This window comes from Streptomyces sp. NPDC040405 (assembly GCF_055595765.1).
The window spans coordinates 777,872-804,506 of the sequence record NZ_JBVIVI010000003.1 but is presented as its reverse complement, the minus strand read 5'-3'; the positions used below and the strand labels follow the sequence as shown (position 1 = coordinate 804,506).

At 71.8% G+C, this 26,635-nt stretch carries 23 protein-coding genes; 12 read left to right on the top strand and 11 right to left on the bottom strand.

Annotation, left to right across the window (positions count from 1 at the left end; translation table 11 throughout):
* Positions 1-29: 29 nt before the first annotated feature.
* Genes ACZ59A_RS17130 through ACZ59A_RS17115 form a run of 4 tightly spaced genes read right to left on the bottom strand, consistent with a single transcriptional unit; the run spans position 30 to position 4,825 of the window.
* Positions 30-2,129: a xanthine dehydrogenase family protein molybdopterin-binding subunit gene (locus ACZ59A_RS17130; RefSeq protein WP_470959359.1), complete on the bottom strand. Its 2,100-nt coding sequence runs from the start codon at positions 2,127-2,129 to the stop codon at positions 30-32.
* Positions 2,126-3,121, bottom strand: a complete 996-nt coding sequence (locus tag ACZ59A_RS17125; protein ID WP_470959356.1) for an FAD binding domain-containing protein — start codon at positions 3,119-3,121, stop codon at positions 2,126-2,128. The genes ACZ59A_RS17130 and ACZ59A_RS17125 overlap by 4 nt, the downstream gene beginning before the upstream one ends.
* Entirely contained in the window at positions 3,118-3,708 is a 591-nt protein-coding gene (locus tag ACZ59A_RS17120; RefSeq protein ID WP_470959353.1) for a 2Fe-2S iron-sulfur cluster-binding protein, read from the bottom strand. Before ACZ59A_RS17120 ends, ACZ59A_RS17125 begins: the two co-directional genes overlap by 4 nt.
* A 10-nt stretch (positions 3,709-3,718) precedes the next feature.
* Positions 3,719-4,825 carry an NAD(+)/NADH kinase gene (locus ACZ59A_RS17115; RefSeq protein ID WP_470959350.1) on the bottom strand — a complete coding sequence of 369 codons (1,107 nt, stop codon included), beginning with the start codon at positions 4,823-4,825 and terminating at the stop codon, positions 3,719-3,721.
* Between the two features lie 138 nt (positions 4,826-4,963).
* Here ACZ59A_RS17115 and ACZ59A_RS17110 point away from each other — a divergent pair, with 138 nt between their 5' ends.
* Complete coding sequence (locus ACZ59A_RS17110) at positions 4,964-6,295, top strand: radical SAM protein (protein WP_470959347.1); 1,332 nt, start codon at positions 4,964-4,966, stop codon at positions 6,293-6,295.
* Positions 6,292-6,810 (top strand): GNAT family N-acetyltransferase, encoded by a 519-nt coding sequence (locus tag ACZ59A_RS17105; protein WP_470959344.1) that lies wholly within the window; start codon positions 6,292-6,294, stop codon positions 6,808-6,810. Before ACZ59A_RS17110 ends, ACZ59A_RS17105 begins: the two co-directional genes overlap by 4 nt.
* A 20-nt stretch (positions 6,811-6,830) precedes the next feature.
* Here ACZ59A_RS17105 and ACZ59A_RS17100 read toward each other — a convergent pair whose 3' ends face one another.
* Positions 6,831-8,735: an APC family permease gene (locus tag ACZ59A_RS17100; RefSeq protein ID WP_470959696.1), complete on the bottom strand. Its 1,905-nt coding sequence runs from the start codon at positions 8,733-8,735 to the stop codon at positions 6,831-6,833.
* Between the two features lie 224 nt (positions 8,736-8,959).
* On the opposite strand from ACZ59A_RS17100, the gene ACZ59A_RS17095 reads away from it, so the two are divergent.
* The 4 genes from ACZ59A_RS17095 (at position 8,960) to ACZ59A_RS17080 (ending at position 14,465) form a co-directional block, all read left to right on the top strand.
* Entirely contained in the window at positions 8,960-9,592 is a 633-nt protein-coding gene (locus ACZ59A_RS17095) for a hypothetical protein (protein ID WP_470959341.1), read from the top strand.
* 185 nt (positions 9,593-9,777) lie between these two features.
* A complete protein-coding gene (locus ACZ59A_RS17090; RefSeq protein WP_470959338.1) occupies positions 9,778-10,824 on the top strand; it encodes a cation diffusion facilitator family transporter in 1,047 nt (348 codons plus the stop codon).
* 76 nt (positions 10,825-10,900) lie between these two features.
* Positions 10,901-11,149, top strand: coding sequence for a hypothetical protein (locus ACZ59A_RS17085; RefSeq protein ID WP_468045617.1), 249 nt, complete (start codon positions 10,901-10,903; stop codon positions 11,147-11,149).
* A gap of 199 nt (positions 11,150-11,348) precedes the next feature.
* Positions 11,349-14,465: a glycoside hydrolase family 2 TIM barrel-domain containing protein gene (locus tag ACZ59A_RS17080; protein WP_470959335.1), complete on the top strand. Its 3,117-nt coding sequence runs from the start codon at positions 11,349-11,351 to the stop codon at positions 14,463-14,465.
* A gap of 19 nt (positions 14,466-14,484) precedes the next feature.
* Here the strand turns inward: ACZ59A_RS17080 and ACZ59A_RS17075 are convergent, their stop codons facing one another.
* The 6 genes from ACZ59A_RS17075 to ACZ59A_RS17050 all read right to left on the bottom strand — a co-directional run bounded on the left by ACZ59A_RS17075 (position 14,485) and on the right by ACZ59A_RS17050 (position 20,677).
* Complete coding sequence (locus ACZ59A_RS17075) at positions 14,485-14,988, bottom strand: flavin reductase (RefSeq protein ID WP_470959332.1); 504 nt, start codon at positions 14,986-14,988, stop codon at positions 14,485-14,487.
* A 98-nt stretch (positions 14,989-15,086) separates the two neighbouring features.
* Positions 15,087-16,199 carry an acyl-CoA dehydrogenase family protein gene (locus ACZ59A_RS17070; protein ID WP_470959329.1) on the bottom strand — a complete coding sequence of 371 codons (1,113 nt, stop codon included), beginning with the start codon at positions 16,197-16,199 and terminating at the stop codon, positions 15,087-15,089.
* Positions 16,200-16,352: 153 nt separating this feature from the next.
* A complete protein-coding gene (locus ACZ59A_RS17065) occupies positions 16,353-17,864 on the bottom strand; it encodes an ATP-binding protein (protein WP_470959326.1) in 1,512 nt (503 codons plus the stop codon).
* A gap of 32 nt (positions 17,865-17,896) precedes the next feature.
* Positions 17,897-18,535, bottom strand: a complete 639-nt coding sequence (locus ACZ59A_RS17060; protein ID WP_470959323.1) for a response regulator transcription factor — start codon at positions 18,533-18,535, stop codon at positions 17,897-17,899.
* Between the two features lie 87 nt (positions 18,536-18,622).
* Complete coding sequence (locus tag ACZ59A_RS17055) at positions 18,623-19,933, bottom strand: S1 family peptidase (RefSeq protein ID WP_470959320.1); 1,311 nt, start codon at positions 19,931-19,933, stop codon at positions 18,623-18,625.
* A 177-nt stretch (positions 19,934-20,110) separates the two neighbouring features.
* Positions 20,111-20,677 carry a histidine phosphatase family protein gene (locus tag ACZ59A_RS17050; RefSeq protein ID WP_470959317.1) on the bottom strand — a complete coding sequence of 189 codons (567 nt, stop codon included), beginning with the start codon at positions 20,675-20,677 and terminating at the stop codon, positions 20,111-20,113.
* Positions 20,678-20,941: 264 nt separating this feature from the next.
* Here ACZ59A_RS17050 and ACZ59A_RS17045 point away from each other — a divergent pair, with 264 nt between their 5' ends.
* From ACZ59A_RS17045 to ACZ59A_RS17020, 6 genes are all read left to right on the top strand, one after another.
* Positions 20,942-21,166 carry a CbtB domain-containing protein gene (locus ACZ59A_RS17045; RefSeq protein WP_009720365.1) on the top strand — a complete coding sequence of 75 codons (225 nt, stop codon included), beginning with the start codon at positions 20,942-20,944 and terminating at the stop codon, positions 21,164-21,166.
* A 50-nt stretch (positions 21,167-21,216) separates the two neighbouring features.
* Positions 21,217-21,981 carry a CbtA family protein gene (locus ACZ59A_RS17040; RefSeq protein ID WP_470959312.1) on the top strand — a complete coding sequence of 255 codons (765 nt, stop codon included), beginning with the start codon at positions 21,217-21,219 and terminating at the stop codon, positions 21,979-21,981.
* Positions 21,982-22,042: 61 nt separating this feature from the next.
* On the top strand, positions 22,043-23,077 hold the full coding sequence (locus ACZ59A_RS17035; RefSeq protein ID WP_470959309.1) for an ABC transporter substrate-binding protein: 1,035 nt from the start codon (positions 22,043-22,045) through the stop codon (positions 23,075-23,077).
* A complete protein-coding gene (locus tag ACZ59A_RS17030; protein WP_470959306.1) occupies positions 23,074-24,165 on the top strand; it encodes a FecCD family ABC transporter permease in 1,092 nt (363 codons plus the stop codon). Before ACZ59A_RS17035 ends, ACZ59A_RS17030 begins: the two co-directional genes overlap by 4 nt.
* Entirely contained in the window at positions 24,162-24,953 is a 792-nt protein-coding gene (locus tag ACZ59A_RS17025; protein WP_470959303.1) for an ABC transporter ATP-binding protein, read from the top strand. Before ACZ59A_RS17030 ends, ACZ59A_RS17025 begins: the two co-directional genes overlap by 4 nt.
* Before the next feature lie 108 nt (positions 24,954-25,061).
* Complete coding sequence (locus ACZ59A_RS17020) at positions 25,062-26,597, top strand: Rieske 2Fe-2S domain-containing protein (protein WP_470959300.1); 1,536 nt, start codon at positions 25,062-25,064, stop codon at positions 26,595-26,597.
* Positions 26,598-26,635 lie beyond the last annotated feature (38 nt).

Genomic DNA, 26,635 nt, shown 5'->3' with positions numbered 1-26,635 from the left:
CCCCGCTCAGTATCTCAGGTCATCCCAGGTCAGTGCGGCAGGGCCGGACGCACCCGCTCCAGGGTGATCGGCAGATCGCGCACCCGCACCCCTGTCGCGTGATGGACGGCGTTGGCGATGGCCGCCGCCGTCCCGACGATGCCCAGCTCCCCGACTCCCTTGGCGCCGATCGGGTTGAGCTGATCGTCGTCCTCCTCGATCCAGTGGGCCTCGACATCGCGCACATCGGCGTGTGCCGCCACGTGGTAAGTGGCGAGGTCGTGGTTGGCGAAGTCGCCGAAGTTTGGGTCGAGTTCGAGGTTTTCGTACAGCGCGGCCGACAGCCCCATGCACATGCCGCCGCGCAGCTGCGAGCGGGCCGTACGGGCGTTGATGATGCGCCCGGCGGCGAACATCCCCAGCAGCCGGTCGACCCGCACCTGCCCGGTGTCCGCGTCCACCCGCACCTCCGCGAACTGGGCGCCGTAGGCGTGGCGCGCGAGGTCCTTCCGGGCCTGGACGTCCTCTGTGGTGTCCGCGTGCGCCTCCAGTCCGCCGGGCGGAATCCGGCCGGACACCTCGCCGAGCCGCTTGGCCAGCGCCCGGCACACCTTGCTGACCGCCCACCCCCATGAGCTGGTCCCCATGGAGCCGCCCGCGAAGGGGGCCGAGCCGAAGGCGCTGCGGCCGATGTCCAGGGTGACCCGGTCCAGCGCCACGCCGAGTTCGTCCGCGGCCACCTGGGTCAGTGCGGTACGGGCCCCGGTGCCGATGTCGACGGCGGCGATCCGTACGGTGAAGCGCCCGTCGGGCTCCGCCCGGGCGGTCGCGGTGGCGGGCAGCGTGTAGGCGGGGTAGTTGCCCGCCGCGACGCCCGTACCCACCAGCCACCGCCCCTCGCGGCGGCGGCCGGGGCGGGGGTCGCGCCCCGCCCAGCCGAACCGGGCCGCGCCCTCGTGCAGACAGGCGACCAGGTTGCGGCTGCTGAAGGCGTTCCCCGACTCGGGGTCCACTGACGGTTCGTTGACCACCCTCAGCTCGATGGGGTCCATGTCCAGCGCGTACGCCAGCTCGTCCATCGCGCTCTCCAGCGCGAACATCCCCGGTGACTCGCCGGGCGCCCGCATCCACGACGGCGTGGGCACGTCGAGCTGAGCCAGCCGGTGGATGGTACGGCGGTGCGGCGCCGCGTACATCATTCGGGTGGCGACGACGGTCTGCTCGCAGTACGGGGCGAGCCGCGAGCTCTGCTGGAGCGCGTTGTGCGAGATCGCGGTGAGCCGCCCGTCGCGCTCGGCGCCCAGCCGGATCCGCTGCACGGTGGGGGTCCGGTACGAGACCATGGTGAACATCTGCTGCCGGGTCGCCGCCACCTTCACCGGGCGGCCGACCACCCGCGCGGCCAGCGCGGCCAGCACCGTGGGCGGGCGGGGCAGCGCCTTGGAGCCGAAGCCGCCGCCCACATGGTCCGCCACGATCCGTACGGCGCCGTCAGGGAGCCCGAACAGGGTGGCGAGGGTGCCCGCCGTCACCCAGGGCCCCTGGTCGCCGTTGTAGAGGGTCAGCGTGTCGCCGTCCCAGACCGCGAGGGTGGCGTGCGGTTCCATCGCGCAGGTGTGCTCGGGCGGCGTGGTGTACGTGGCGTCGATGGTGACCGGCGCCGTGGCCAGGGCGGTGTCCACGTCGCCGGTCTCCGTCCGGCCCGGGTAACCGGCGTTGACCGTCTCGGGGACGAAGATGTGCGGGTCTCCGTCGCGCAGGACGACGTCGTGCGGCTCCTCCTCGTAGACGACGCGTACCGCCTCCGCGGCCTGACGCGCCGTCTCGTAGGTGTCCGCGACCACGCCCGCCACGATCTGCCCGCGGTAGGCGACCTCGGCGGACTGCAGGACCGACAGCTCCGGGTCGTCGGTCGGGTGCAGCCGCGGCACACCGCCGCTGTCCAGCACGGCGACGACCCCGGGGAGGGCCAGTGCGGCGCCCGCGTCGACGGAACGCACCCGGCCACGGGCGATGGTGGACTGCACCGCCACGCCGTACAAGGCGTCCGGCACGGGGTATTCGTACGCGTAGAGCGCGGTACCGGTGACCTTGTCGCGCCCTTCGATCCGGGTCACCTCGGCGCCCACGGTCCGTTCGAGTGTGGTCATCGCCCCTCCCCCGCCACGAGGTCGCGCACGGTGGCCACGATGAGGTCCACGGCGAGGCCGACCTTGAAGGCGTTGTGCGGCAGCGGGCGCGCCGAGGCGAACTCGGCCAGGGCCGCGGTCCGCAGCGCGTCCTCGGTCGGCCGCTGCCCGGTCAGCAGCCGCTCGGCCTTGTGCGCCCGCCATGGCTTGGGCGCCACCCCGCCGAGCGCGAGCCGGATCTCCCGCAGCGCTCCCCCGTCGTCGGTGGCGGCCACCGCAGCGAGGGACACCACCGCGAACGCGTACGACCAGCGGTCGCGCACCTTGCGGTAGCGCATGGCGCCGGGCGGTGGCGGTGGCAGCTCGACGCCGGTGACGAGGTCGCCGGGCTGCAGCACCGTCTCGCGGTGCGGGGTGTCGCCGGGCAGCAGGTGGAAGTCGGCGAGGGAGACGGTGCGGGGACTGCCGTCGACGCGCCGCAGATGGACGACGGCGTCGAGCGCGGCCATGGCCACCGCCATGTCGGAGGGGTTGGTGGCCACGCAGGCATCGGAGGTGCCGATCACGCCGAGGTCGCGGTGGCTGCCCTCGATGGCCGAACACCCCGTGCCCGGGGCCCGCTTGTTGCAGGGCTTGGTGACGTCCTGGAAGTACACGCAGCGGGTGCGCTGCAGCAGATTGCCGCCGGTGGTCGCGCGGGTCCGCAGCTGTCCGGAGGCCCCGGCCAGCAGCGCCTGCGCGAGGGCCGGGAAGCGTGTCCGGATGCCGCGGTCGCCGGAGAGTTCGCTGCCCGGCACCAGTGCCCCGATGAGCACCCCGCCGTCGGCGCGGTGCTCGATGCGGTCGTACGGCAGTCCGGTGATGTCCACGACCATGGCGGGCTCGGTGACGCCGAGCTTCATCAGGTCGACCAGGTTGGTTCCCCCGGCCAGGTACACCGCCCGGGTGGAGTCCGCGACGAGGGAGGCGGCGGCCTCGGGGCGGGTGGCGCGCTCAAAGGCGAAGGGCTTCATCGCACACCGCCCCGGACCGGCACACCCTGGCCGTCCGGCCCGGCGGCCTCGCGGATGGCGTCCACGATGCCCCGGTAGGCCCCGCAGCGGCACAGGTTGCCGCTCATCCGCTCCCGGATCTCGTCGTCGTCCAGCGCGTCGGGCGCGCGGACACCGGCGGCCACGTCCTCGGTGGCGTGGCTGGGCCAGCCGCGGGCCGCCTCGCCGAGCGCGCCGATGGCCGAGCAGATCTGGCCAGGGGTGCAGTAGCCGCACTGGAAGCCGTCGTGTTCCAGGAACGCCCGCTGGAGCGGGTGCAGATCGCCCTCGGCGGCGAGGTCCGCGACGCCCTCGATGGTGGTGATGTCATGACCGGCCGCGGTCACGGCCAACACCAGGCAGCTGTTCACCCGTTCGCCGTCGATCAGGACCGTGCAGGCGCCGCACTGGCCGTGGTCGCAGCCCTTCTTGGTGCCGGTCAGCGCGAGGTGTTCGCGCAGGGCGTCCAGCAGGGTCACCCGGTTGTCGAGGGTGAGGGGCCGGTCGGTGCCGTTGACACGCAGCGTGAGATCGGTGTGAAACCTCTGAGCTGTCACAACCCACACCATGGCACCGGGTTCAGAGCCCCGCATCTTCACCGGGCGCCTCGGGTTCACCGGGGGCCCCGGGCTCACCGGGCGGCGGGGGCGGGGGCAGTCGCAGATGGGCGAGGTCGTCGGGGACCGGGCTGCGGGGCCGGTAGAACGGCGGGGCCTGGTCGGCGGCGGGCGAGTCGGCGAGCCGGAAGCGGTCGCGCAGCCGGTGGTAGAACTCGGCGGGCCGCAGCCGCACCAGCCGCAGCCGGGCCGGGGCCCGGTACGCCGCCACCCAGTCGCCCGGCTCCAGCACCCCGCGCAGCTGCCCGTCGATGGAGACGGCCACCCGCCCGGAGTGCGGCAGCACCCGGATCGCGACGGCCTCGTCCACCGCGGCCACCACGGTGCGGTCGAAGGCGATGTGCGGGGCTACGGGGGTGAAGACGACCGCGTCCATGTGCGGGGAGAGGACCGGGCCGCCCGCGGCGAAGCTGTAGGCGGTGGAGCCGGTGGGAGTGGCCACGATGATGGCGTCGGCCGAGTACGAGGCGAGCAACTGCCCGGCCACATAGACCGCGAGTCCGGCCTGGCGGTCGCGGGCCAGCTTCTCGAACACGACATCGTTGAGGGCGGTGACGTCCAGGGCGACGCCCCAGCCGACCTCCTCGGGGCTGCCGGGCCGGATCTTCGGCGCGGGCAGCACGGGCCCGCGTCCGTACCGCAGCAGCGCCTCCATCCCGGCGGGCATGTCCAGCGGCCGCGACGCCCGCAGCGTGAGCATCATGCGCTCCTCGACCGTGGTGCGGCCCGCCTGCACGGCGTCCAGGGCATGCCGTACGTCGTCGGGGGTGATCTCGGTGAGGAAGCCGACCCGGCCCACGTTCACCCCCAGCGCCGCGGCGCCGTCCCTGACCGCGATCCGGGCCCCGCGCAGGAAGGTGCCGTCACCGCCGAAGGTGACGATCAGATCGGGATGCCCGGCCGCCGCGGACTCCTCCCGCGCGCTGCGCCGCGGCTGCTCCGCGCGCCATACGTCGATCTCAGTGCAGGAGATGCCCCGCGCGGCGGCCCACGAGTGCGCGGCACGGGCCGCCGCGACGGCGGCGGGGCGGGCCTGGTGGACGACCAGGCCGAGCCGGTTGACAGGCATCCTCCTCCCCACCGTAGAGCGACCCGGCGCACCGTGCCCGGCAGCGGGGGGACCATGGGGGTTGATCTAGGGTGGCGGGGACGACGGAGCTGCGGGGGAGCCGGCGAGTCTCATCGAATCAGGGATGGTGCAGCACAGATGACGAGTCCGAACCGTACCGCGCTGGTCGAGGAGCTGATGGGGCGCTTCCCGCAGGTGCCGCCGGAGGCGGTGATCAAGGAGGACCTGCTGCGCGGCGGCATGGCCTTCGACGACTCCGCGCTCAGCGGCGACGACGGGGACGTCAAGCCGAAGTCGTACTTCATCTTCTCCTTCGACCACCGCACCCTTCCCGAGCTCGGCGCTGCCGCGCTCAACCGGCCGCCGGAGGAGGTCGTGCTCACCGGCGGGCCGTACGGGCTGCGGCGCACCGTGGTGTCGGTGCGCGTCAACCCGGACTCGCCGTATGTGGTGCGGGCCGGGGAGGACGGGGCGCTGGGGCTGTATCTGGACGGGACCCGGATCGCGGACGTCGGGCTGCCGCCGATGCCGGACTACTACCGGCACACGCTGTCGAACGGCAAGTCGGTGATGGAGGTCGCCCCGACCATCCAGTGGGGCTACCTGGTCTATCTGACGGTGTTCCGGGTGTGCCAGTACTTCGGCGCCAAGGAGGAGTGCCAGTACTGCGACATCAACCACAACTGGCGCCAGCACAAGGCGGCGGGCCGCCCGTACACCGGGGTCAAGCCGGTCGAGGAGGTGCTGGAGGCGCTGGAGATCATCGACCGGCACGACACCGCCGGTGCCTCGAAGGCGTACACCCTCACCGGCGGCTCGATCACCTCGAAGGTCGCCGGCCGTGACGAGGCCGACTTCTACGGCCACTACGCGAAGGCCATCGAGGAGCGTTTCCCGGGCCGCTGGATCGGCAAGGTGGTGGCGCAGGCGCTGCCGCGCGACGACGTCCAGCGCTTCCACGACTACGGCATCAGCATCTACCACCCCAACTTCGAGGTGTGGGACCGGCGGCTGTTCGAGCTGTACTGCCCGGGCAAGGAGCGCTACGTCGGCCGGGACGAGTGGCACCGGCGGATCCTGGACTCGACCGAGGTGTTCGGCGCGCGCAATGTGATCCCCAACTTCGTGGCGGGCGTGGAGATGGCCGAGCCGTTCGGCTTCACCAGCGTGGGCGAGGCCATCGACTCGACCGCCGAGGGGCTGCGGTTCTTCATGTCGAACGGCGTCGTCCCCCGGTTCACCACCTGGTGCCCGGAGCCGACCACGCCGCTCGGCAAGGCCAATCCGCAGGGCGCGCCGCTGGAGTACCACATCCGGCTGCTGGAGACCTACCGGGCGACGCTGGAGGAGTACGGGCTGACCTCACCCCCGGGGTACGGCCCGGCCGGGCCGGGGCGGGCCGTGTTCTCGGTCAGCTCGTTCATGGACAGCCTGTCGGCCGACGAGCCCGTGGCCGCGGCGTCGGAGTGAGCCACCCCGCCCGCGCGGCGGTCATCCCCACCGCGCGGCTGGAGCTGCGGCCGCTGCGGATCGAGCACGCCGGGGAGATGGCCGGGGTGCTGTCCGACCCCGGCCTGCACACCTTCACCGGCGGCGCCCCGCTGGACGCCGCGGCCCTGCGGGCCCGTTACGCAACGCTGGTCGCGGGCTCGCCCGACCCGGAGGTGGCGTGGTGCAACTGGGTGCTCCACGCGCCTGCCGAGCGGTGCCTGGTGGGTACGGTCCAGGCCACGGTCGGCGGCCCCGCGGCCGGGCGCACCGCCGAGGTCGCCTGGGTGGTGGGCACGGCGTGGCAGGGCCGGGGGTACGCCACGGAGGCGGCCCGGGCCCTGGTGGGGTGGCTCACGGCCCGGTCCGTAACCGAGGTGATCGCGCACATCCACCCCCGCCACCGGGCCTCGGCGGCCGTCGCCCGCGCCGCCGGGCTGGCGCCCACCGGCCACCGGCAGGACGGCGAGGTCAGGTGGCGGGCGGTCGTGGCGTAGGGGCCCGCGCGGGGCGGGGGTCAGCCGACGTGGATGTGGGGGCGGCGGTCGCGGTCGGGTTCGGCCTCGCGGAGCACCTCGCGGGTGACGGGGGCCACCTCGCCCTGGCCGAAGAGGAAGAAGCGGAGGAAGTGGGCGAGGGGGTTGCCCTCGGTCCACTCGAAGTGGATGTGCGGCCGCTGACCGGCCTGGTCGCGCACCGCCAGCAGCAGCGCGGCGAGCGCGTTGGCGACGGTGGCGCTCTCCATGGTGAGCACCCGGTAGCGGCCGTGCATCACCTTTCCGCACACCCGCAGCTCGCTCTCGAACTCGGACGGGTCGGCGACGGTGACCTCGACGAAGATGATGTCGTCCTCGGGAGGGATGTCGTTGTCGTCCCGGATCGCCTGCTCCTTGTCGCGGTATTCGGCCAGGTCACAGGCCTGCGGCTTGTTGGCGATGAACCGGATCTTGCGGTGGGCGGTATCCCGGACGAACCGCTGGGCCATGTCGTCGAAGGTGACGCTGGTGACCCGTAGCTCGAAGGCACGGGCGGCCCGGGACAGCAGGGACACGGCCATGATGCCGCCGATGAAGCAGGCGCCGATCTTGACGCCGTCGGGCCGCTCGATGACGTTGGCGGCCGTGGTGTAGAGGAAGACGACCGCGATGGCCCCGAAGCCGATCGTCCAGCCGCGCTGCCGGGCGCGCCGCGCGGCGATAGTGACGGCGATCGTGGCGGAGGTGATGAGGACGAGGACACCGGTGGCGTACGCGCCGCCCTGGGCGTCCACATCGGCCTTGAACAGCCAGGTCACCAGGAACGCGATGAGGGTGAAGACGAGCACCATCGGGCGCACCGCGCGCGCCCAGTGGGGTGCCATGCCGTAGCGCGGGAGGTAGCGGGGCATGAGGTTGAGCAGCCCGGCCATGGCGGAGGCGCCCGCGAACCAGAGGATGGCGATGGTGGAGGCGTCGTAGACGCTGCCGAAGGCGGATCCCAGGTACTGGTGGGCGAGGTAGGCCAGGGCGCGTCCGTTGGCCGCGCCGCCCGGCTGGAACGCGTGCTGCGGGATCAGCAGGGTCGTGATCAGGCTGGAGGTGATCAAGAACACGCTCATGATCAGCGCGGCGGTGGTGAGCAGCTTCCGGGCGCCCTTGATGCGGCCGGTGGGGCGCTCCTCGGTGTCGCCTGGTTTCCCCTCGATGTGCGGCATGACGGCGACGCCGGTCTCGAATCCGGACAGCCCGAGCGCCAGCTTGGGGAAGATCACCAGGGATACGGCGATCATGACCAGGGGGTTGCCACGCTGGGCGGTGAGCGCGGTGGTCCAGTCGGTGATCACCTCCGGTGCGGTGAAGACGTGCCACAGCCCCACGGCCACCACGACGACGTTGAGCAGCAGATAGACGCCGACCAGGACGACGGCCAGCCCGATGGCCTCGGTGAACCCCTTGAGGAAGACCGCGCCGAGGAGGCCGACCAGGACCAGGGTGATGGCCACCTCGTGGCCGTGGAGCACGTTCGTGAAGTGCGGGTTCTCCACCAGATGGGCGGTGGCGTCGGCGGCCGAGAGGGTGATGGTGATCAGGAAGTCGGTCGCGGCGAAGCCCAGCAGGGTGAGGACGAAGAGCTTGGCCCTCCAGAACGTCAGCAGCCGCTCCAGCATCGCGACCGAGCCCTGGCCGTGCGGGCTCTCGACGGCCACGCGCCGGTAGACCGGCAGCGCGCCCGCGAGGGTCACCACCACCAGCACGACCGTGGCCAGCGGGGACAGCAGTCCGGCAGCGAGGGCGGCGATGCCGGGCTGGTAGCCGAGGGTCGAGAAGTAGTCGAGGCCGGTCAGGCACATGACCCGCCACCACGGGCGGCCCTCGTCCGCGCTGTCTGGTTCGGCGTGCGGCCCGGACGGCCGCTTGGAGATGTCGGTGAGGCCCTTCAGCATCCATGCGCGCAGCCGGTGCCGCGGTCCGCCCCGCGGGGCGGAGAGGTGGCGGGAAGAGCCGGTCACGATGCGCTCCTGTCGGGGGTGGCGAAGAGTTTCAGCCATCGTGAGACTGCCTGGCCAGCGTATGCGCAGCGGCCCGCGCGCACCGGTCGGCGGCACCCGGCCGGATGCCGGGGCTCATTCTCAGCGGACTCTCATTTTCGGCACCTACGGTCCGGCCCATGGACACCACCAAGACGGACCAACCGACCGACCGCACAGCGCAGCCCGCAGAAGCCGAAGAAGCAACGGCGGAGGGTGTCCGAAACGCTGTTTCCGACTCCCAGGAATCGCACTCCGAGGCTCCCGCCGAAAAGTCCGCCTCGGACTCTGCCGCGGACTCCGCCGCGGACCGTCTCGACGAGCCGGCGACCGCTCCGGCCGCCGCCCCGGCGGCCTCCACCGGGGTGTTCCCCGGTGCCGCCGCGGTGGCCGCCGCGGGCCTGGGGCTCGCGTCGCTCACCGGCACCTGGCTCGGCACCATGCTGCAGGAGCGCAAGCAGCTGACCGGGCAGATCAAGGCCCAGTCCGGAGCCGCCGCCAACCAGATCGAGGCGGTCTACGGCACGCCGTGGCACACCACGGCCTTCTTCAACGGGCTGTTCGGGCTCGCCGCCGTGGTGATCGCCGCCGTGGTGCTGCTGCGGCAGCGCACCGCCGCGTCGGCCTCAGGCGCCAACTGGGTCACGGCCGTGGCCTGGGGCGCGGTGGCGCTCGGCGTCATCGGCCTGCTGATCGCGGCCGTGATGGGGCTGGACGTGTTCACCCCGATGCCCGAGGTCCCGGCCAGCCCCGGTGGCGCCCCCACCGGCTGATTCGCGCCGACCGACGACCGGACGACCCGGCACGCCCCGCGGGAGTGGTTCTCCCCGGGGCGTGCCGCGTTCCGGGCGGGCCGGGTGCGTTCCGGGCGGCGCGTTCCGGGCGGGTGTGACGGTTAAGGACGCCGCATCGGGACACCAGAGTGGGGCACGAACGAGTCGACGTACGGAGTCCCACGATGAGCGAATCCGCGGCACGCAACCCCGGTCCCCGGTCCGGCGAGGACTCCAGAACCGCGGTCACCGTGCTCGTCGCGCTCGGCGCCAACCTCGTCATCGCCGTCGCCAAGGCGGTCGGCGGGGTCTTCACGGGCTCCCCCGCGCTGCTCTCCGAGGCCGCCCACTCGGTCGCGGACAGCCTCAACGAGGTGTTCCTGCTCGCCTCCCTCAAACGCAGCAAGCGCGCCCCGGACGCGCAACACCCCTTCGGCTACGGCAAGGAGCGCTACTTCTGGGCGTTGCTCGCCGCCGTCGGCATCTTCGTCATGGGCGGCTGCTTCTCCTTCTTCCAGGGCGCCGAGGCGCTGCACTCGGGCAGTTCGGAGGGCCACACCGGCTATCTGGTCGGCCTCGCCGTGCTGGGGGTGGCCCTCGTCGCGGAGGGCTCCTCGCTGGTGCGCGCCCTGGTCCAGGTCCGCGGCAAGGCCCGGACAGCGGGTCGTGGCATGCTCGCCGAGATCCGCGCGGGGGACGACCCCACGCTGCGCACCGTGCTGGCCGAGGACTCCACCGCCTGCCTCGGCGTGGTGTTCGCCCTGCTCGGCATGTGGCTCCACATGCTCACCGGCGACGGGGTCTACGAGGCGGTGGCGTCGTTCCTGATCGGGGCGCTGCTGGTCTACGTGGCCTACCGGCTGGCCAAGGAGTCGCGGGGCCGTCTGATCGGCGAGGCGATCGATCCGGCCCAGCGGCGGGAGATCCGGGGCTTCCTCGACGAGCAGCCGGAAATCGACACGGTGACCACGCTGCTGACGATGCGCCTGGGCACCGAGTCCACCCTGATCGCGGCCCGCGTCGACCTCGTCGCCGGGCTCGACAGCGAAGAGGTCGAGGAGGTCCTGATGCGGGTCAAGGCCAAGATGACGGAGCTCTGGCCGCACGCCGACCAGATCTTCCTCGACGTCACGGACGCGTCCGCCCACGACCGCGCACGGGCCCGCCGGGACCTCCGGGCGCTCGACGAGGCGGTGGCCGCCGAGGCCTACGCAGAGGGCGGCCACTCCTGAGATTGGAGGGGACTTTGACGGGTACTCGGACGCGGACCGGCCCGGAAGAGCTAACTCATGTTCGGAGGCAATACTCATGGGCTTGGGCGGTTGCATCCTCATGGTCGCGATCGGAGGCATCCTCACCTTCGCGACGGACTGGGACGCCAATGGATTCAATGTGCACTTGGTGGGCCTGATCCTCATGGCGGTCGGCTTCATCGGCATGGCCGCGTACGTCAGTGTCTACAAGCGTCGGCGGGTGGTCCCGCCGGGCGCCGCGGCACCTCCGGTGGTCGAGGATCCCGACCCGCATCACCATCACCGGCACCACTACGAGATCTGAGGCCGGAAAACCCCAGCCGCACCTCCCCCACCGCACGAGGTGGCCCCCGCCATGGGTGGGGGCCACCTCGTTGTCATGCGGCTGAAGCACGGGCCTTGACATCGGCCTGTTGGAAACTGTCAGAATCTGTTCCGCAAAAGGGAGTTGAGACCCGACAGCACTCCCAAGAAGCAACATAATCGAAGAGAAGGGGATCGCCATGGCGGTCACTCGTAGATCGTTGCTGATCGCCGGCAGCGCCGCGCCCATGGCGGGAACGCTCGCCACCGGCATCCCCGCAGAGGCGGCCACCCCGGCCGCCGGCGCATCCCGCGCGACCGGCGGGCGGAGCATCCCGCTGGCCGACGGCTGGCGGTTCGCGCTGGTCACCCCGGACGGAAACGCCGACCCGGGCAAGGACTACGACGACGCGCACCAGCCCGGCTACGACGACGCGGCGTGGCGTACGGTCGCGGTGCCGCACGACTGGAGCATCGAGCTGGCCCCGACCACCGAGCACGGCACCACGGGCGGGACCGGCTTCCTGCCCGGCGGCATCGGCTGGTACCGCAGGTCGTTCACGCTGCCGTCCGGGCTCGCGGGCAAGCGGATCTCCGTCGAGTTCGACGGGGTCTACATGGACGCGTACGTGTACTGCAACGGCAAGCTCCTCGGCAGCCACCCCTACGGCTACACCGGGTTCGCCCTCGACCTCACCGACGTGGCACACACCGACGGCACCACCCCCAACGTCCTCGCCGTCAAGGTCCGCAACCAGCTGCCCAGCAGCCGCTGGTACTCCGGCAGCGGCATCTACCGCCACGCCCGCCTCGTCATCACCGACCCCGTACACGTGGCCCGCTGGGGCACGTACGTCACCACCCCCACCGTGAGCGAAGGCCACGCCACCGTGCGGGCGCGCACCAGCGTGGTCAACGCGTCGGGCGACGAGAAGTCCGTCACCGTCGTCTCCACCCTCAAGGGCCCCGACGGGAAGACGGTCGCCCACACCCGCTCCACCCTCACGGTCGGCGCGGACACCACCCGCGACGCCACCCAGGAACTCACCGTCGAGAAGCCACGGCTGTGGTCCTTCGACACCCCGGTGCGCTACACCCTGGAGACCGAGCTACGGGTCGGGGACGAGACCACCGACCGCTACCGCACCCCCTTCGGCATCCGCCATGTCACCCTCGACCCCGACAACGGGCTCACGCTCAACGGCGAGTACGCCAAGCTCCGGGGTGTCGACCTCCACCATGATCTGGGGGCGCTCGGCTCCGCGTTCCACGCCGACGCCGCGCTGCGCCAGATGACCATCATGAAGAGCATGGGCGTCAACGCCCTGCGCACCTCCCACAACCCGCCCGCGCCGGAGCTGATCGAGATCTGCGAGCGGCTCGGCATCGTCATGCTGGTCGAGGCGTTCGACTGCTGGCGCACCGGCAAGAACCCGTACGACTACGGACGCTTCTTCGACGAGCACAGCGAGGCGGACATCACCGAGATGGTGCGTGCCGCCCGCAACTCGCCCGCGGTCATCATGTGGTCCATCGGCAACGAGATCCCGGACTCCACCAGCACCGCCGGACTCGGCATGGCCGAGCGGCTCATCGACGCCGTCAGGAAGACCGACGACACCCGGCCGGTCGTGATCGGCTCCGACAAGTACCGCACGCCGCCCGCCCGCGGCTCCGCCGCCGATCTGATGCTCGCCAAGCTGGACGGTCTGGGCCTGAACTACAACACCGCCGCTTCGGTGGACGCGCTGCATGCCCGCTATCCGCATCTGTTCCTGTTCGAGTCCGAGTCCTCCTCCGAGACCTCCTCCCGCGGGGCCTATCAGGAGCCCGAGCACCTCAACACCGGGGAGAACCACACCCCCGGCAAGCGCGAGCCCTCCAGCTACGACAACAACCTCGCCTCCTGGACCATGAGCGGCGAGTACGGGCTGAAGAAGGACCGGGACCGGAAGTTCTTCACCGGGCAGTTCCTGTGGTCGGGCATCGACTACATCGGCGAGCCCACCCCGTACGACGTGTTCCCGGTGAAGGCGTCCTTCTTCGGCGCGGTGGACACGGCCGGATTCCCCAAGGACATGTATCACCTGTTCAGGAGCCAGTGGACGAGTGAGCCGATGGTCCATCTGGTGCCCATGAACTGGACCGGTCACCGGCCGGGCGAGACGGTCGAGGTCTGGGCCTACGCGAACGTGGACACCGTCGAGCTGTTCCTCAACGGCGACTCCCTGGGCGTACGCCGCTTCGACACCAAGAAGACCACCGACGGCCGCACCTACCTGGAGACCACCGAGGCCACCGGCGACGACAAGACGTTCACCTCCGGCCCCTACCCCGGCAGCTACACCAGCCCCAACAACAGCGCCGGAAAACTCCACCTCACCTGGAAGGTCCCCTTCGCTCCCGGCGAGCTGAAGGCCGTGGCACGGCGAGGCGGCCGCGTGGTGGCCACCGATGTGCTGCGTACGGCCGGGCGCCCCCATGCCATCCGGCTCACCCCCGACCGCAAGACCGTGGACGCCGACGGCCGCTCCCTGTGCTTCGTCACCGCCGAAGTAGTCGACGCGCACGGTGTGGTGGTCCCCGACGCCGACCACCTGATCTCCTTCACCACCTCCGGGGGTTCGCTGGCGGGCGTCGACAACGGCCGTCAGGAGAGCGCCGAGCGCTACCAGGCCAGCACCCGCACCGCCTACCACGGCAAGGCCCTGGCCATCGTCCGCTCCGCCACCAAGCCCGGACGCCTCACCATCACGGCCCGCTCCACGGGGCTGCGTACCGCCACCGCCACCGTCCGCGCCACTGGCGGTACCACCACCCGGGTCACCCCCACCCCGCCCTTCGCGCCCGACCCGGGACCGGACGCGGCGACCTACCCGCTGGCCGACGCCGGCTACTCGGGATCGCCCCAGTCGCTGCCCGCCGCCATGCTGGACGGCGATCCGGCCACCGGCTGGTCCAACGCCTTCCACAAGGCCGCCACCGCCCTGCTGCCCGCCTTCGACGGGGCCAGGGAGACCGACTGGGTCTCGGTGACCTGGGCCAGGAAGCGCCGGGTACGCCGCGTCGAGGTGTCCTTCACCCTCGACGCGACCCACACCCTGCCCGCCTCGGTCACGGTGTCCGCCTGGGACGGACACCGCTTCACCCCGGTCCGCGGGGCGGAGGTCGCCTGGGCGGAGGCGTCCGGCGAGCCGACCGTCGTCACCTTCGCCCCGGTGCGCACCGCCCGCCTCCGCCTGGACCTGGTCAGCCGGTACCCCGGGGAGGCCAAGGGCGCCCAGCGGATCGTGCTGCTCGACGTCCCGGAGGGCTGAGGACAGCAGGGGGCAGGCGTCAGGCGGCCGCGTCGCCCAACCGGTGGAAGTTCCGGTTGAAGTAGACGAGGCTGTCGCCGCCGGGGCGGACCCCGATCCGTTCCAGCTCCACGAACATCACGGTGTGGGAACCGCTCTGCTTGCGGTCGCGGATCGTGCCGACGAGGTGGACGAGAGCGTCCCGGAGGACGGGGACGCTCTCCTCCGGGTCCCAGATGTCCCAGGAGAAGCGCTCCGCCATGGGCACCTCGGTGGCGCCCGCGAAGTGCAGCGCGAACTCCTCGTGGTCGCCGCCGAGCACGTTCACACACACCCGGCCGTTGTCGAGGAAGAGGTCGTGGCTGGCGCTGCTCCGGTTGACGCAGACCAGGATGGTGGGCGGTGAGTCGGTGACCGAGCACACCGCGCTGACGGTGATGCCGCACCGGCCGCCGGGCCCGTCCGTGGTCAGGATGCTGACGGCGGCCGGGAGGTGCGCCATCGCCTCCCGGAAGTCCGCCTTGGCCGGGCGCGTAGCCGTCATCACTGAAGTCATCTCCTCATGCCTCATGGAAACACGCAGGGGGTGGGCTCGGACATGGTTTCCCTTCGGTGCCGGGACGGGGGCCGGTGGTGGCGAGGTCAGAGGAAGCCTGGGAAGGGCTGGACGCCCATGAGGACCGCACCGGCGCCGTCGTACATGCCCTCGGAGAGGAACGCGTGCTGCGGCACCACCGACGCGTCCCGCAGCAGGCGCTCCATCGGGTGGCCGCGCCGGATGGCGGCCGTGCCGGACAGGTGGTGGGCGGTGCGGACGATGTCGAAACCGGTCTTCGCCACATGCGCGGCGGCCAGCCGCACCATGCCGACCTGCTCGGGCGTGGCGGTGGCGCCTCCGGCCACGGCCTCGTACACCTCGTCGGTCACCTCGTAGAAGAAGGCGCGGGCCGAGCGCAGGTCCGCCTCCGCCCGGCCGACCGCGATGCGGAAGTACGGGCGGTCGGCGGGCTTCGGCGCGCCGGTGATCCCGGCCTCGCCGCTGCCGACGTGGATCACGTGGTCGAGTGCGGCGCGCGCGATGCCGAGGTTGACGACGGCGAGCGTCTGCGCGACGTAGCCGACGGTGGGATAGCGGAAGAGGGGCTCGTCGATGGTGGGCGCGCCGCCGCGGTTGAACGTCAGCTCCTCGGGTACGAACGCCCCGTCCACGCTCAGGTCGTGGCTTCCGGTGCCCTCCAGCCCCACCACGTCCCAGTTCTCCACGATCCGCACCTGGTCGGGGCGGAGGACGGCGGTGCGCGGTCTGCGCGCGCCCTCGTCCCCCACGCCGATGCCGACGCACAGCACATCGGCGGCCTTGCAGCCGCTGGCGAACGGCCAGCGCCCGCTGACCGTGAAGCCGCCCGCCGCCACCTCGGCGGGCTGGATCGGGAACAGCGCCCCGCCGAACACCAGGTCGGGGCCGTCGGCGTACAGCTCGGCCTGGGTTTCCACGGGCAGCGCGGCGAGATAGACGGCGGACGAGCCGAACCCGGCCACCCAGCCCGCGGAGCCGTCCACCGCGGAGATCCGCTCGATCACGCGCAGGAAGTCGCTCGGCGGCAGCGCGTCGCCGCCGAAGCGCCGGGGCGTGGCGGCCCGGTAGACGCCGAGCCGCTTGAACTCCTCGATCATGTCCCGGGGCACATGGCGTTTTTCGGTGAACTCCGTGCGCCGCGCGGCAACTTGGGCGAGTACGTCCTCGAAAACCGGCACACCGGTCTCCTTCCGCGATGATCAGGGGCTCGTCAGGGGAGGCGTCGCCCGGTCGGCGACCGCACTGACGACGCTAGGCGCGGTGCGGCACCGGCACCATCGGGATTCAGGACCGGATCACTGCGGAATTCCCCTGCCGGGGTAAGGAATTCCTTACAGGCGGTCGTGCCCGGCCCTTCGGCGGTCCTGTCCGGCGAGCGGCAGGGCGAAGGAGAAGACGGCGCCCTGGGGTGCGTTGTCGCGGGCGTGGATACGGCCCCGGTGCCGGGTGATGATGCGATGGCTGAGCGCCAGGCCGATGCCGTGGCCGTTCTCCTTCGAGGTGAAGACGCCCTCGAAGATCTGGTCACCAGGGATGGTGGCGAGGCCCTGGCCCCGGTCGCGGACGGTGAGTTCGGCGTGGTCGTCGTCGGTGCGCCGGGTGGTCAGCTCGACCCGCCGCCGGGCCTCGGGCCAGCGGGCCATCTCATCGATCGCGTTGAAGGCGAGGTTCATGACGACCTGCCCGATCAGGACGTTCTCGCAGCTCACCACGAGCGGTTCGGGGCACAGCCCGAGGGTGAGCGGGACGGCGTGCTGGGCGGCGCGCAGCTCGATGAAGTAGGCGCAGTCCGCGACGATGGCGTTGAGGTCGGCGGACTGCTCCGACTGTTCCAGCCGGACCACGTACTGGCGCAGGCTCTTGAGGATCTGTCCGGCCCGGTCGATCTGGCGCTTGGCGTTGTCCAGCCCCCAGGCCACAGAGGCGCCCGCCTCCGTGCCGGTGTCCAGTCGGCCGCGGGCGCCCTCGACGAAGTTGTACGCGGCGGCCAGCGGCTGGCTGACCTCGTGGGCGATGGCCATCGCCATGTCGCCCATCGCGTTGTAGCGGGCGAGGTGGTTGAGGTGCTGGGTGTCCCGGCGGTGCTGCTCCTCGGCGCGCACCCGGTCGGTGATGTCGTGGAACAGCAGGAGGTGGCCACGGAGATCGCTCTCGATCTCGATGTGCTGGCAGGTGCCCGCGTACCAGCGGTGTGCGGTGCCGGGCGCGGCGAGCGCGAAGCGTGAGTCCTGGGGCGCCGGGCTTTTCGCCGTGCGGGCGAGGATCTCGGCCAGCTCGGCCCGGGAGGCGGTGTCGCAGAGTTGCGCGAAGTCGGATCCGCTGAGCGTGGCCACGTCGGTGCCGAGCAGCCCGGCGGCCGATTCGCTCGCGAAGATCACCGTACGGTCGTCGTCGAGGACGACGATGCCCTCGTCCAGGTTGCGCAGGAACGCCCGCAGCCTGCCCTCGGTCCGGAACAGGTCCCGCTGGGTGGCCTTCTCCTCGGCGATGTCCCGGAACTGGACCATCACGACGGGGCCCGACGGCAGCTCCACCCGGATCGCGATGGCCTCGGTCAGGATCTCCTCGCCCGTCTTGGCGCGATAGCACCACTCGGTGGCGCTCTCCCCGTGGTCGACGGCCCGCTGCAGCCAGGCCACCCCGATCTCGCGGCGGTACTGGCGGGCGTTGCCGCTCATGTCCGGGGCCTTCAGCGGCCGCAGCTCGTCCACGGTGAAGCCCAGCAGGTCACAGGCGGCCTGGTTGGCCCAGAGGATGTCCTTGGTGTCGGCGTCGTGCACCAGGACGCAGTATTTGAGGGACTGCACCAGCCGCTGGTGGTCCGCCGGTACCAGCTCGTGCACGGTTCCTCCTCCTGGGCGCCGACGCCGGGAGGTTACGGCACGGGCAGTGGCAGCCCGGCGCGGAGCACATCACGCACCAGCGTAGCGATGGACTCCGCGCCGGTCTTCTCCCGGATCCGGGTGCGGTGCACATCGACGGTCTTGGCGCTGATCCCGAGCCGGGCCGCGATGTGCTTGCTCGGGACCCCCTCGATCACCAGGTTCAGCACCTCCGTCTCGCGGGACGTCAGCCGCGCCAGCCGGTCCAGGAGGCGGCGGCGCCCGGACGCCTCGGCGAACCGCTCCTCGGCGGTGTGCAGCGCCGACTGGACGACGTCGAGCATGTGCTGGGGGTCGTAGGGCTTCTCGAGGAAGTCCACGGCCCCGTTCTGCAGCGCCCGCACCGACATCCGGATGTCGCCGTGGGCGGAGACGAAGACGACCGGGATCGCGGATCCCGTCCGGTTGAGGATCTCCTGGACGCCGAATCCGCTGATCTCCGGCATCCGGACGTCCAGGACGAGGCAGGCGGGCTGCTCGGGGTCGTAGGTGTCCAGGAAGGACCGGGCGTCGGTGTGGCAGCGCGAGACGATGCCGACCGACTCCAGCAGCCAGGCCAGCGAGGTGCACAGCTCCCGGTCGTCGTCGACGATGTGCACGATCCTGTGGGTCTCGGCGGTCGGTGCCACCATGTTCTCTCCTCCCAGGGCTGCCGCGGCGGCCCGGGCTCCGCCCGGTGGCGGCTCACCGCACGGCCGCCGCCGTCCCCGGCCCGCCGGTCACCGCCATCCCGCGGGATAGGTGTTGTACCGCCGTCGGCGCGGGCGCAGGCTGATGGCGAAGCCGACGACGCCACCGGCGATGATCCACAGGCCGGGTCCGAACGCCCGGACCCGGTCCATGATGCCATCGAACGGTGTCGCGCCCTCCTGAGCGGCCTGGGTGCCCGAGGCGGTGGCGGAGTTGTCGGCCGAGCCGCCCGCCTCACCGATCCTGGTGCCCGGGATGGTCACGCCGAGCGCCGTCATCGCCTTGGTCACGGGCTGGAAGAAGGTGACCCCGCCCTTGGTGCAGTCGCCGCTGCCGCCCGAGGTCACGCCGAGCGCCGTGTTCCCGACGAAGAGCGGACCGCCGCTGTCGCCGGGCTCGGCGCACACGGTGGTCTGGATCAGCCCGCTGACGCTGCCCTCGGGGTAGTTCACCGTCGCGTTCAGCCCCGTCACCTTGCCGGAGCGCAGTCCGGAGGTGGCGCCGCTGCGGAAGACCTCCTGGCCCACGGTCGGGTCGGCGGCGTTCGTGATCTTCACCTGCTGGCTGTTGCCCACGTCCAGCACGCTGTTCCGGTCGAGCTTGGTGTTGTCGTAGCGCACCAGGGAGAAGTCGTTGCCGGGGAAGTTGGTCTGCACGGTGGTGCCGATGCTCGTCTTGCCCGAGGTGTCCTGGAACCAGGGCGTTCCGGGCGGGCCGCAGTGCCCGGCCGTCAGGATGAAGCCGGTCTGGCCGTTGGTGACGTTGAAACCGGCCGAGCAGCGGCTGCCGTTGGTGAAGATCGGGGCGGCGCCGTTGGTCTTGGTGGTGAACGTCCCCGTGGTGCGCTTCATGCCCACCTCGTCGCCCATCGGCTCGGCCATGTCCTTCATCCGCGACCAGTCGGAGGTGGAGACGGAGCTGTCACCCAGCACCATCACCTTGTTGGACTTCGGGTCGACCATCCACGCGGTGCCCGCCACCCGGGGCGCCGAGCGCAGCGTCTCGGTGGCGGACTTCAGCTGCTCCATGCTGAACCGCACCCGCTTGGGCCGTGCCCCGGCCCGGCTGACCTCGTCGGCCGCGTCCGCGTCGGTCACCGCGACCACCGGCTTCCCGTCCGCGGCGATCCAGTTCCCCGCCGTACGGGACGCGCCCAGCTCGGACGCCAGGCGGCTCCCGACATCGGTTCTTCCGCCGTCCCGGGCGTTCTCCCCGTCCAGGACCTGCGAGGAGCCGCCGCTCTCCGCCCCGTGCGCCGATCCGCCCGGTGAGGTCTGGGCGACCAGCAGTCCGCCACAGACCATGGCACCGACGGCCGCGTACCGAACTGCATGGCGCACGCCTCGCCGCGTGTGCTTCACCACCACGTCTCCTTACGTCGATCCAGCGCGTCGCCGACAACCAGAGCCGGGGCTCGGCCGGCACGGGCCCTCCCTCTTCATACGGGCGGGACCGGCATCGCGCTCACCGCGGAGCGCGGCTGTTGTGACGCGGCGGGGAATCGCGGTGCGGCCCGCTCACTCCGGGGCCGTCAGAGGCAGTCCGCAGCGCAGATTCCACCGCCCGGACCGGCCGCTCAGCGCGGTCGTGGTGAGCGGGGCGACGTCCAGCCGCCAGAAGGTCCGCGGGGGCAGGTCCAGCGCGTGGACCAGGGCGGCGCGGATCACGGCGGGGTCGGCGACGGCGAGCACCCGCCCGTCCTGCCCGGCCCTCGACTCCAGCCAGTCGCCGGTCCGTTCGATCAGCTCCAGCAGCGATTCACCGCCATGCGGCGCCGCCGCCGGATCGGCCAGCCAGGCGGCGACCTCCTCGGGGGCCTCCCGCCCCACCTCGTCCAGCGACCGGCCGCGCCAGCGGCCCACGTCGAGGTCGCGCAGCTCGGGCGCCACCGCCGCGTCCAGGGCGAGGGCCCGCGCCGTACCACGGCAGCGCGCGGAGGGTGCGGTGAACGTCACATCGTGGTGCGGCAGGGCGCCCGCGGCGGCCCTGGCCCGCCGTACGGCGGCCGCGTCCGGCGGGGCGTCGTCGAAACGTACCTGCCGCAGGGCCGCGTTGACCGCGGGCGCCAACAGGGCGATACGCACCGCCTTGTCCACCTTTTCCCTACCATCTGCCCTCGCGGGGGCGCCGATTCCGGCCGCCGTGCCGTAGCGGCGGCCGGGTGTCGCGCGCTACGGTCTCATGGAAAACGACGGCGTGAACGGAAGTCCGGTGAGAACCCGGCACGGTCGCGCCACTGTGTGTCCGGCGGACATGCCCCGTGAGAGCGGGCCGTCCGGCGGGCGAGTCAGACCCGGCGCCGTCGTACGAGTACCAACAAACGGGACGCGTGTTCCCAGGAGGTCGCCATGGCTCAGTCCGCCGTTCCCGCACCCAGCTCGCAGCCGGTGCCGGAGATCACCCCTATCTCGCTGAAGGCGATCGCCCCGTGGGCGCTGTTCTTCGGCGTCCTCATGCTGATCCTGCTGTACTTCGTCGGCGCCGAGCAGGGCGCCACCGCGGTCGTCTCCGGTGAGAACGTGCACGAGTGGGTGCACGACGGCCGCCATCTGCTCGGTTTCCCCTGCCACTGACCGCACTCACCGCCTCAGCTTCAGCTGCACCCCAGGGGAATCGACACACCATGAACTCCATATCCGTCCGGGCGCTGCTCGTCCGGGGCATGCTCGCGGGCCTCGCCGCCGGGCTGCTCGCGCTCGTCGTGGCGTATCTGCTGGGCGAACCGCGCGTGGACGCGGCCATCGGGTACGAGGAAGCGCACAGCCATGAACACGGCGGCGTCGAGCTGGTCAGCCGCACCATGCAGTCCACCGCCGGCCTGGCCACCGGTGTGCTGATCTACGGCGTCGCCCTCGGCGGCATCGCGGCCCTCGTGGTCTGCTTCGCCCTCGGACGCGTCGGCCGGTTCGGGCCGCGGGCCACCGCCGCGCTGGTATCGCTCGGCGCGCTGGTGGCCGTCTATGTGGTGCCGTTCCTCAAGTACCCGGCCAACCCGCCGGCCGTGGGCGATCCGACCACCCTCGACCAGCGCACCACGCTGTACTTCCTGATGGTGGTGCTCAGCGTGCTGCTGTCGGTCGCCGCGGTGATCCTCGGCAAGCGGCTGGCGCCGCGGCTGGGCAACTGGAACGCCACCACGGCGGCTTCGGTCGCCTTCCTCGCGGCGATCGGGCTCGCGTACGCGTTCCTGCCGTCCTTCAACGAGGTGCCGCACGGCTTCCCGGCCGCCCTGCTGTGGCAGTTCCGGCTGGCCGCGCTGGCCGTCCAGGCGACCCTGTGGGGATCCTTCGGGCTGTTCTTCGGCTACCTGGCCGAGCGGCTGATCGCTCCGCGCCCGGCGGCCGCCGTGGCGGCGGGTGCCAGGGCGAACGCGGGTGCCGTCCGCTGACCGCCGCCCCCTCCCCCGCCACACCGCCCGACCGCACCCGCCACCAGAGGAACCACCACCCGTGCCGATAGCACGTCCCGCCCGACGCGCCACCCTGCTGCTGAGCGGCGCCCTGTTGCTGACCGGATGCGGCGGCGGCCCGGAAGCGTCCCCCCGGTCCTCCGAGGACGCCCCCGGATATCCGCGCACCGTGAGCAACTGCGGCCAGAAGGTCCGCATCACCGCACCACCCCGGCAGGCGGTGTCGCTCAACCAGGGGTCGACCGAGATCCTGCTCTCGCTGGGGCTCGCCGACCGGCTGTCGGCCACCGCCACCTGGACCGACCCGGTCCTGCCCGGCCTGCGCAAGGCGAACGCCACGGTGCCCCGGCTGGCCGACAACGCGCCCTCCTTCGAGAAGGTGCTCGACAAGGAGCCGGACTTCGTGTCCGCGTCCTTCGAATCCACGCTGGGCAAGGGCGGGGTGGCCACCCGGGAGCAGTTCGAGAAGCTCGGCGTGCCGACGTATGTCTCCCCGGCCGACTGCACGAAGGACAACAGCGGGGACGGCGACGGCTCCCGCTCCACGCCACTGACCATGGACCACGTCTACGGTGAGATCCGCGACCTGGCCCAGGTCTTCGGCGTGGAGAAGCGCGGCGACGCGCTCATCGGCAAGCTCAAGGCGCGGGTCACGAAGGCCACCGAGGGCGTCGACGCGTCCGGCACCTCCCTGCTCTACTGGTTCGCCAACTCCGACTCCCCCTATATGGCGGGCTGTTGCGGCGCCCCCGGCGTCATCACCCATGCGGTCGGCGCGAAGAACGTGTTCGACGACGCCCATGAGGAGTGGCCGCAGATCAACTGGGAGACGGTGGCGGAACGGAACCCCGACGTCCTGGTGCTCGGCGACCTCGCCCGGAAGCAGGAGTCGGCCGAGACCGCAGCGAAGAAGATCGCGTTCCTGGAGTCCAACCCGGTCACCAAGTCGATGGACGCCGTCCGCCACAAGCGGTACGTCCTGCTCAGCGGGCAGGCCATGAACCCGTCGATCCGTACGGTCGAAGGCGTGGAGAAGGTGGCCGACGCGCTGCGCCGCTTCGGTCTCGACCGATGACCGGTACGGCCGACACCACCGATACGACCGATACGACCGATACGACCGATACCGGCGCGGTCCGCGTGCGGCGGCTGCGGTACCCGGCGCTGTGGGCGGCCGGGGCCGTGGCGCTGCCGCTGTCGATCGCCCTCGCCATCACGATCGGCCCGGCCGACATCCGGGTCGGCGATGTATGGGCAGTGGTCGCCTCCCATCTGGGCTGGGGCAGCACCGGGCTGACGCCGATCCGGGACGGCATCGTGTGGGATCTGCGGCTGCCGCGGACCCTGCTCGCCGCGGTGTGCGGGGCCGGGCTCGCGGTGTGCGGGGCCGTGATGCAGTCGCTGCTGCGCAACCCGCTCGCCGACCCCTTCGTCCTGGGTGTCTCCTCGGGCGCGTCCACCGGCGCGGTCGCGGTGGTGATCCTGGGGGCCGGTGGCGGGGCGGTGTCCATCTCGGCCGGTGCCTTCGTGGGCGCGGTGGTCTCGTTCGCGCTGGTGCTGGTGCTCAGCCAGGTGCTGGGCGCCACGACGGACCGGGTGGTGCTCTCCGGGGTGGCCGCGATGCAGCTGTTCTCGGCGCTGACCTCGTTCATCGTGACCACCGCCGCGGACGCGGAGCAGACCCGTGGCGTGCTGTTCTGGCTGCTGGGCTCGTTCGCCAACGTCGGCTGGACCGAGGTGTGGGTGGGGCTCGCCGTGCTGGCCGTGGCGCTGCTGGTGTGCGGGGTATACGCGCACGCGCTGGACGCGTTCGCGTTCGGGCAGGACGCCGCGGCCACTTTGGGCGTACAGGTGGCCCGCACCCGGATCGTGCTGCTGACCGTCACCGCTCTGCTGACCGCGGCGCTGGTCAGCTCGGCGGGAGCGATCGGCTTCGTCGGGCTGGTGCTGCCGCACGCCGCCCGCGCCCTGGTGGGCTCCGGGCACGCCCGGCTGCTGCCGGTGACGGCGCTGACCGGGGCGGTGTTCCTGGTGTGGGTCGACACGCTGGCCCGTACCGTGCTCGACCCGCAGGAGGTGCCGGTGGGCGTGGTCACCTCGCTGATCGGCGTACCGGCCTTCGTCGTGGTCCTCTACCGCACCCGGAAGGCGGGGACGTCATGACCCGCATGACGGAGGACACCGGAACCGGGCTGCGCGCGGAGCGCGTGGCGCGCGGCGCGGGGGGCCGGCTGATCGTGGACGGGGTGAGCCTCGCCCCGGCGCCGGGGTCCTGCGTCGGGCTGCTCGGGCCGAACGGCTCGGGCAAGTCGACGCTGCTGCGGCTGCTGGCGGGGGTGCTGGCCCCCGCCTCGGGCGTGGTCACGCTCGACGGCCGGCCGCTGGCGGAACTGCCCCGCAGGGCGGTGGCGCGCCGGATCGCGGTGGTCGAGCAGGACGCCGTCACCCAGTCCGAGCTGACCGTGCGCGAGGTGGTGGGCCTCGGCCGCATCCCGCACCGGCGTCCCTGGTCGGGAGCGTCGGCGGCGGACGAGGAAGCGGTACGCCACGCCCTGGAGCGGACCGGGCTCGCGGACCGGGCCGAGCAGTCGTGGCACACCCTCTCCGGCGGTGAGCGCCAGCGCACCCAGATCGCCCGCGCCCTCGCGCAGGCGCCCCGGGAACTGCTGCTGGACGAGCCGACCAACCACCTCGACATCCAGCACCAGCTCGATCTGCTGGCGCTCGTCGCGGACCTGCCGGTCACCACCGTGATCGCGCTGCACGATCTGAACCTGGCGGCGATGTACTGCGACACGCTGCTGGTGCTGCGGGAGGGACGGGTGGCGGCCGCGGGCACCCCGGGGGACGTCCTCACCGAAGATCTCATCGCCGACGTCTACGGAGTGCGCACGGCCGTCACTCCGGACGGCCCCGACGGGCGCCCGCACATCCGCTTCCTCACCAGGTGACGGGTACCGGATCACCCAGCGAGCGCACCTGCGGATGCACACCACCCGAATCACCGGGAGAGTCGGAGATATCCGACATACCGGACGAGCTGGTTGGGGTGCTGCGGTATGCGCATCACGGGACTTGGACATGCAGGACTCTTCATCGAGACCGCGGCGGGATCGGTTCTGTGCGATCCCTGGGTGAATCCCGCCTTTTTCGGCTCGTGGTTTCCCTTCCCGGACAACACGGACCTGGACTGGGCGCACTACGGGCGGTCCGCGAACTATCTGTACGTCTCCCATCTGCACCGGGACCACTTCGACGCGCAGAACCTGCGCCGCAATGTGCGCAAGGACATCACGGTGCTGCTGCCCGCCTTCGCCACCGATGAGCTGGAGCGCGAACTGCGGGCGCTCGGCTTCAGCCGGTTCCTGCGCACCGAGAGCGGAAGGCCCGTCGAACGCGACGGCCTGCGCATCATGATCACCGCCCTCACCGGCCCCGGCGACGGCCCCATCGGCGACTCCGCGCTCTCCCTGGACGACGGCAGGACCGTGCTGCTCAACCAGAACGACGCGCATCCGCTGGACATCCCGGCGATCCGTGAGTTCGGCGAGGTCGACGCGTACTTCGTGCAGTTCTCCGGGGCGATCTGGTACCCGATGGTGTACCAGCTGCCGGACTCCGCGAAGCGGGAGTTCGCCGCCCGTAAGCGGCAGGGCCAGTTCGACCGCGCGCTGCGCTACATCGACGCGGTCGAGGCGGCGCACGTCTTCCCCAACGCGGGTCCGCCGTGCTTCCTCGACGACGCGCTCTTCGAGCACAACGGCACCGGCCGCGACGGCGAGTCCATCTTCACCGACCAGCGGGAGTTCCTGGCCCAGCTCGCGCAGGCGCGGCCGGGTGTCTCGGCGCATCTGCTGCTGCCGGGCACGGTCGCGGAGCCGGAGGACACCGCCTGCAAGCTCACCCACCGCCACACCGAGAAGGAGATCGACCACATCTTCGGCGACAAGCGCGCCTATCTGCGCGACTTCGCCCGCCGCCAGCGCCCCGCCCTCGCCGCGGAACGCGCCTCGCGCACCCCCGCGCTGCCGCGCAACCAGCTGCTGGCCAAGCTGAAGCAGTGGTGGGAGCCGCTGCTGGCGCGCGCGGACCACATCTGCACGGGAGTGGGCGGCCCCGCCCGGCTGGACGTGGGCGACATCCCGATCGTGATCGACTTCCCGGCGCGTGAGGTGCGGGAGTGGAACGGCGAGCGCTGCCGCTACACGCTGTCCACCACGGGCGACCTGGTGGCCACCAACGTCGCCAAGCGCGAGGTCGACTGGTCCAACAGCCTGCTGCTGTCGATGCGGTTCACCGCCAGCCGCATCGGGCCGTACAACGAGTTCCTGTACGTGTTCTTCAAGTGCCTGTCCATGGAGCGCATCGAGTACGTCGAGAACTACTACGCCTCCGGTGACGACGACGGCCAGGACATCGAACTCGACGGCTGGCAGATCCAGCGCCGCTGCCCCCATCTCCGCGCCGACCTGGGCCGGTTCGGGCAGATCGAGGGCGACGTGCTCACCTGCACCCTGCACGGCTGGCGCTACGACCTGAACACCGGGCGCTGTCTGACGGCCGACGGCCACGACCTGCGCGCCAGGCGGGGGTGAGAATCCGTGAGACGAGCGGGGCTCCGGCGCGTATGGGT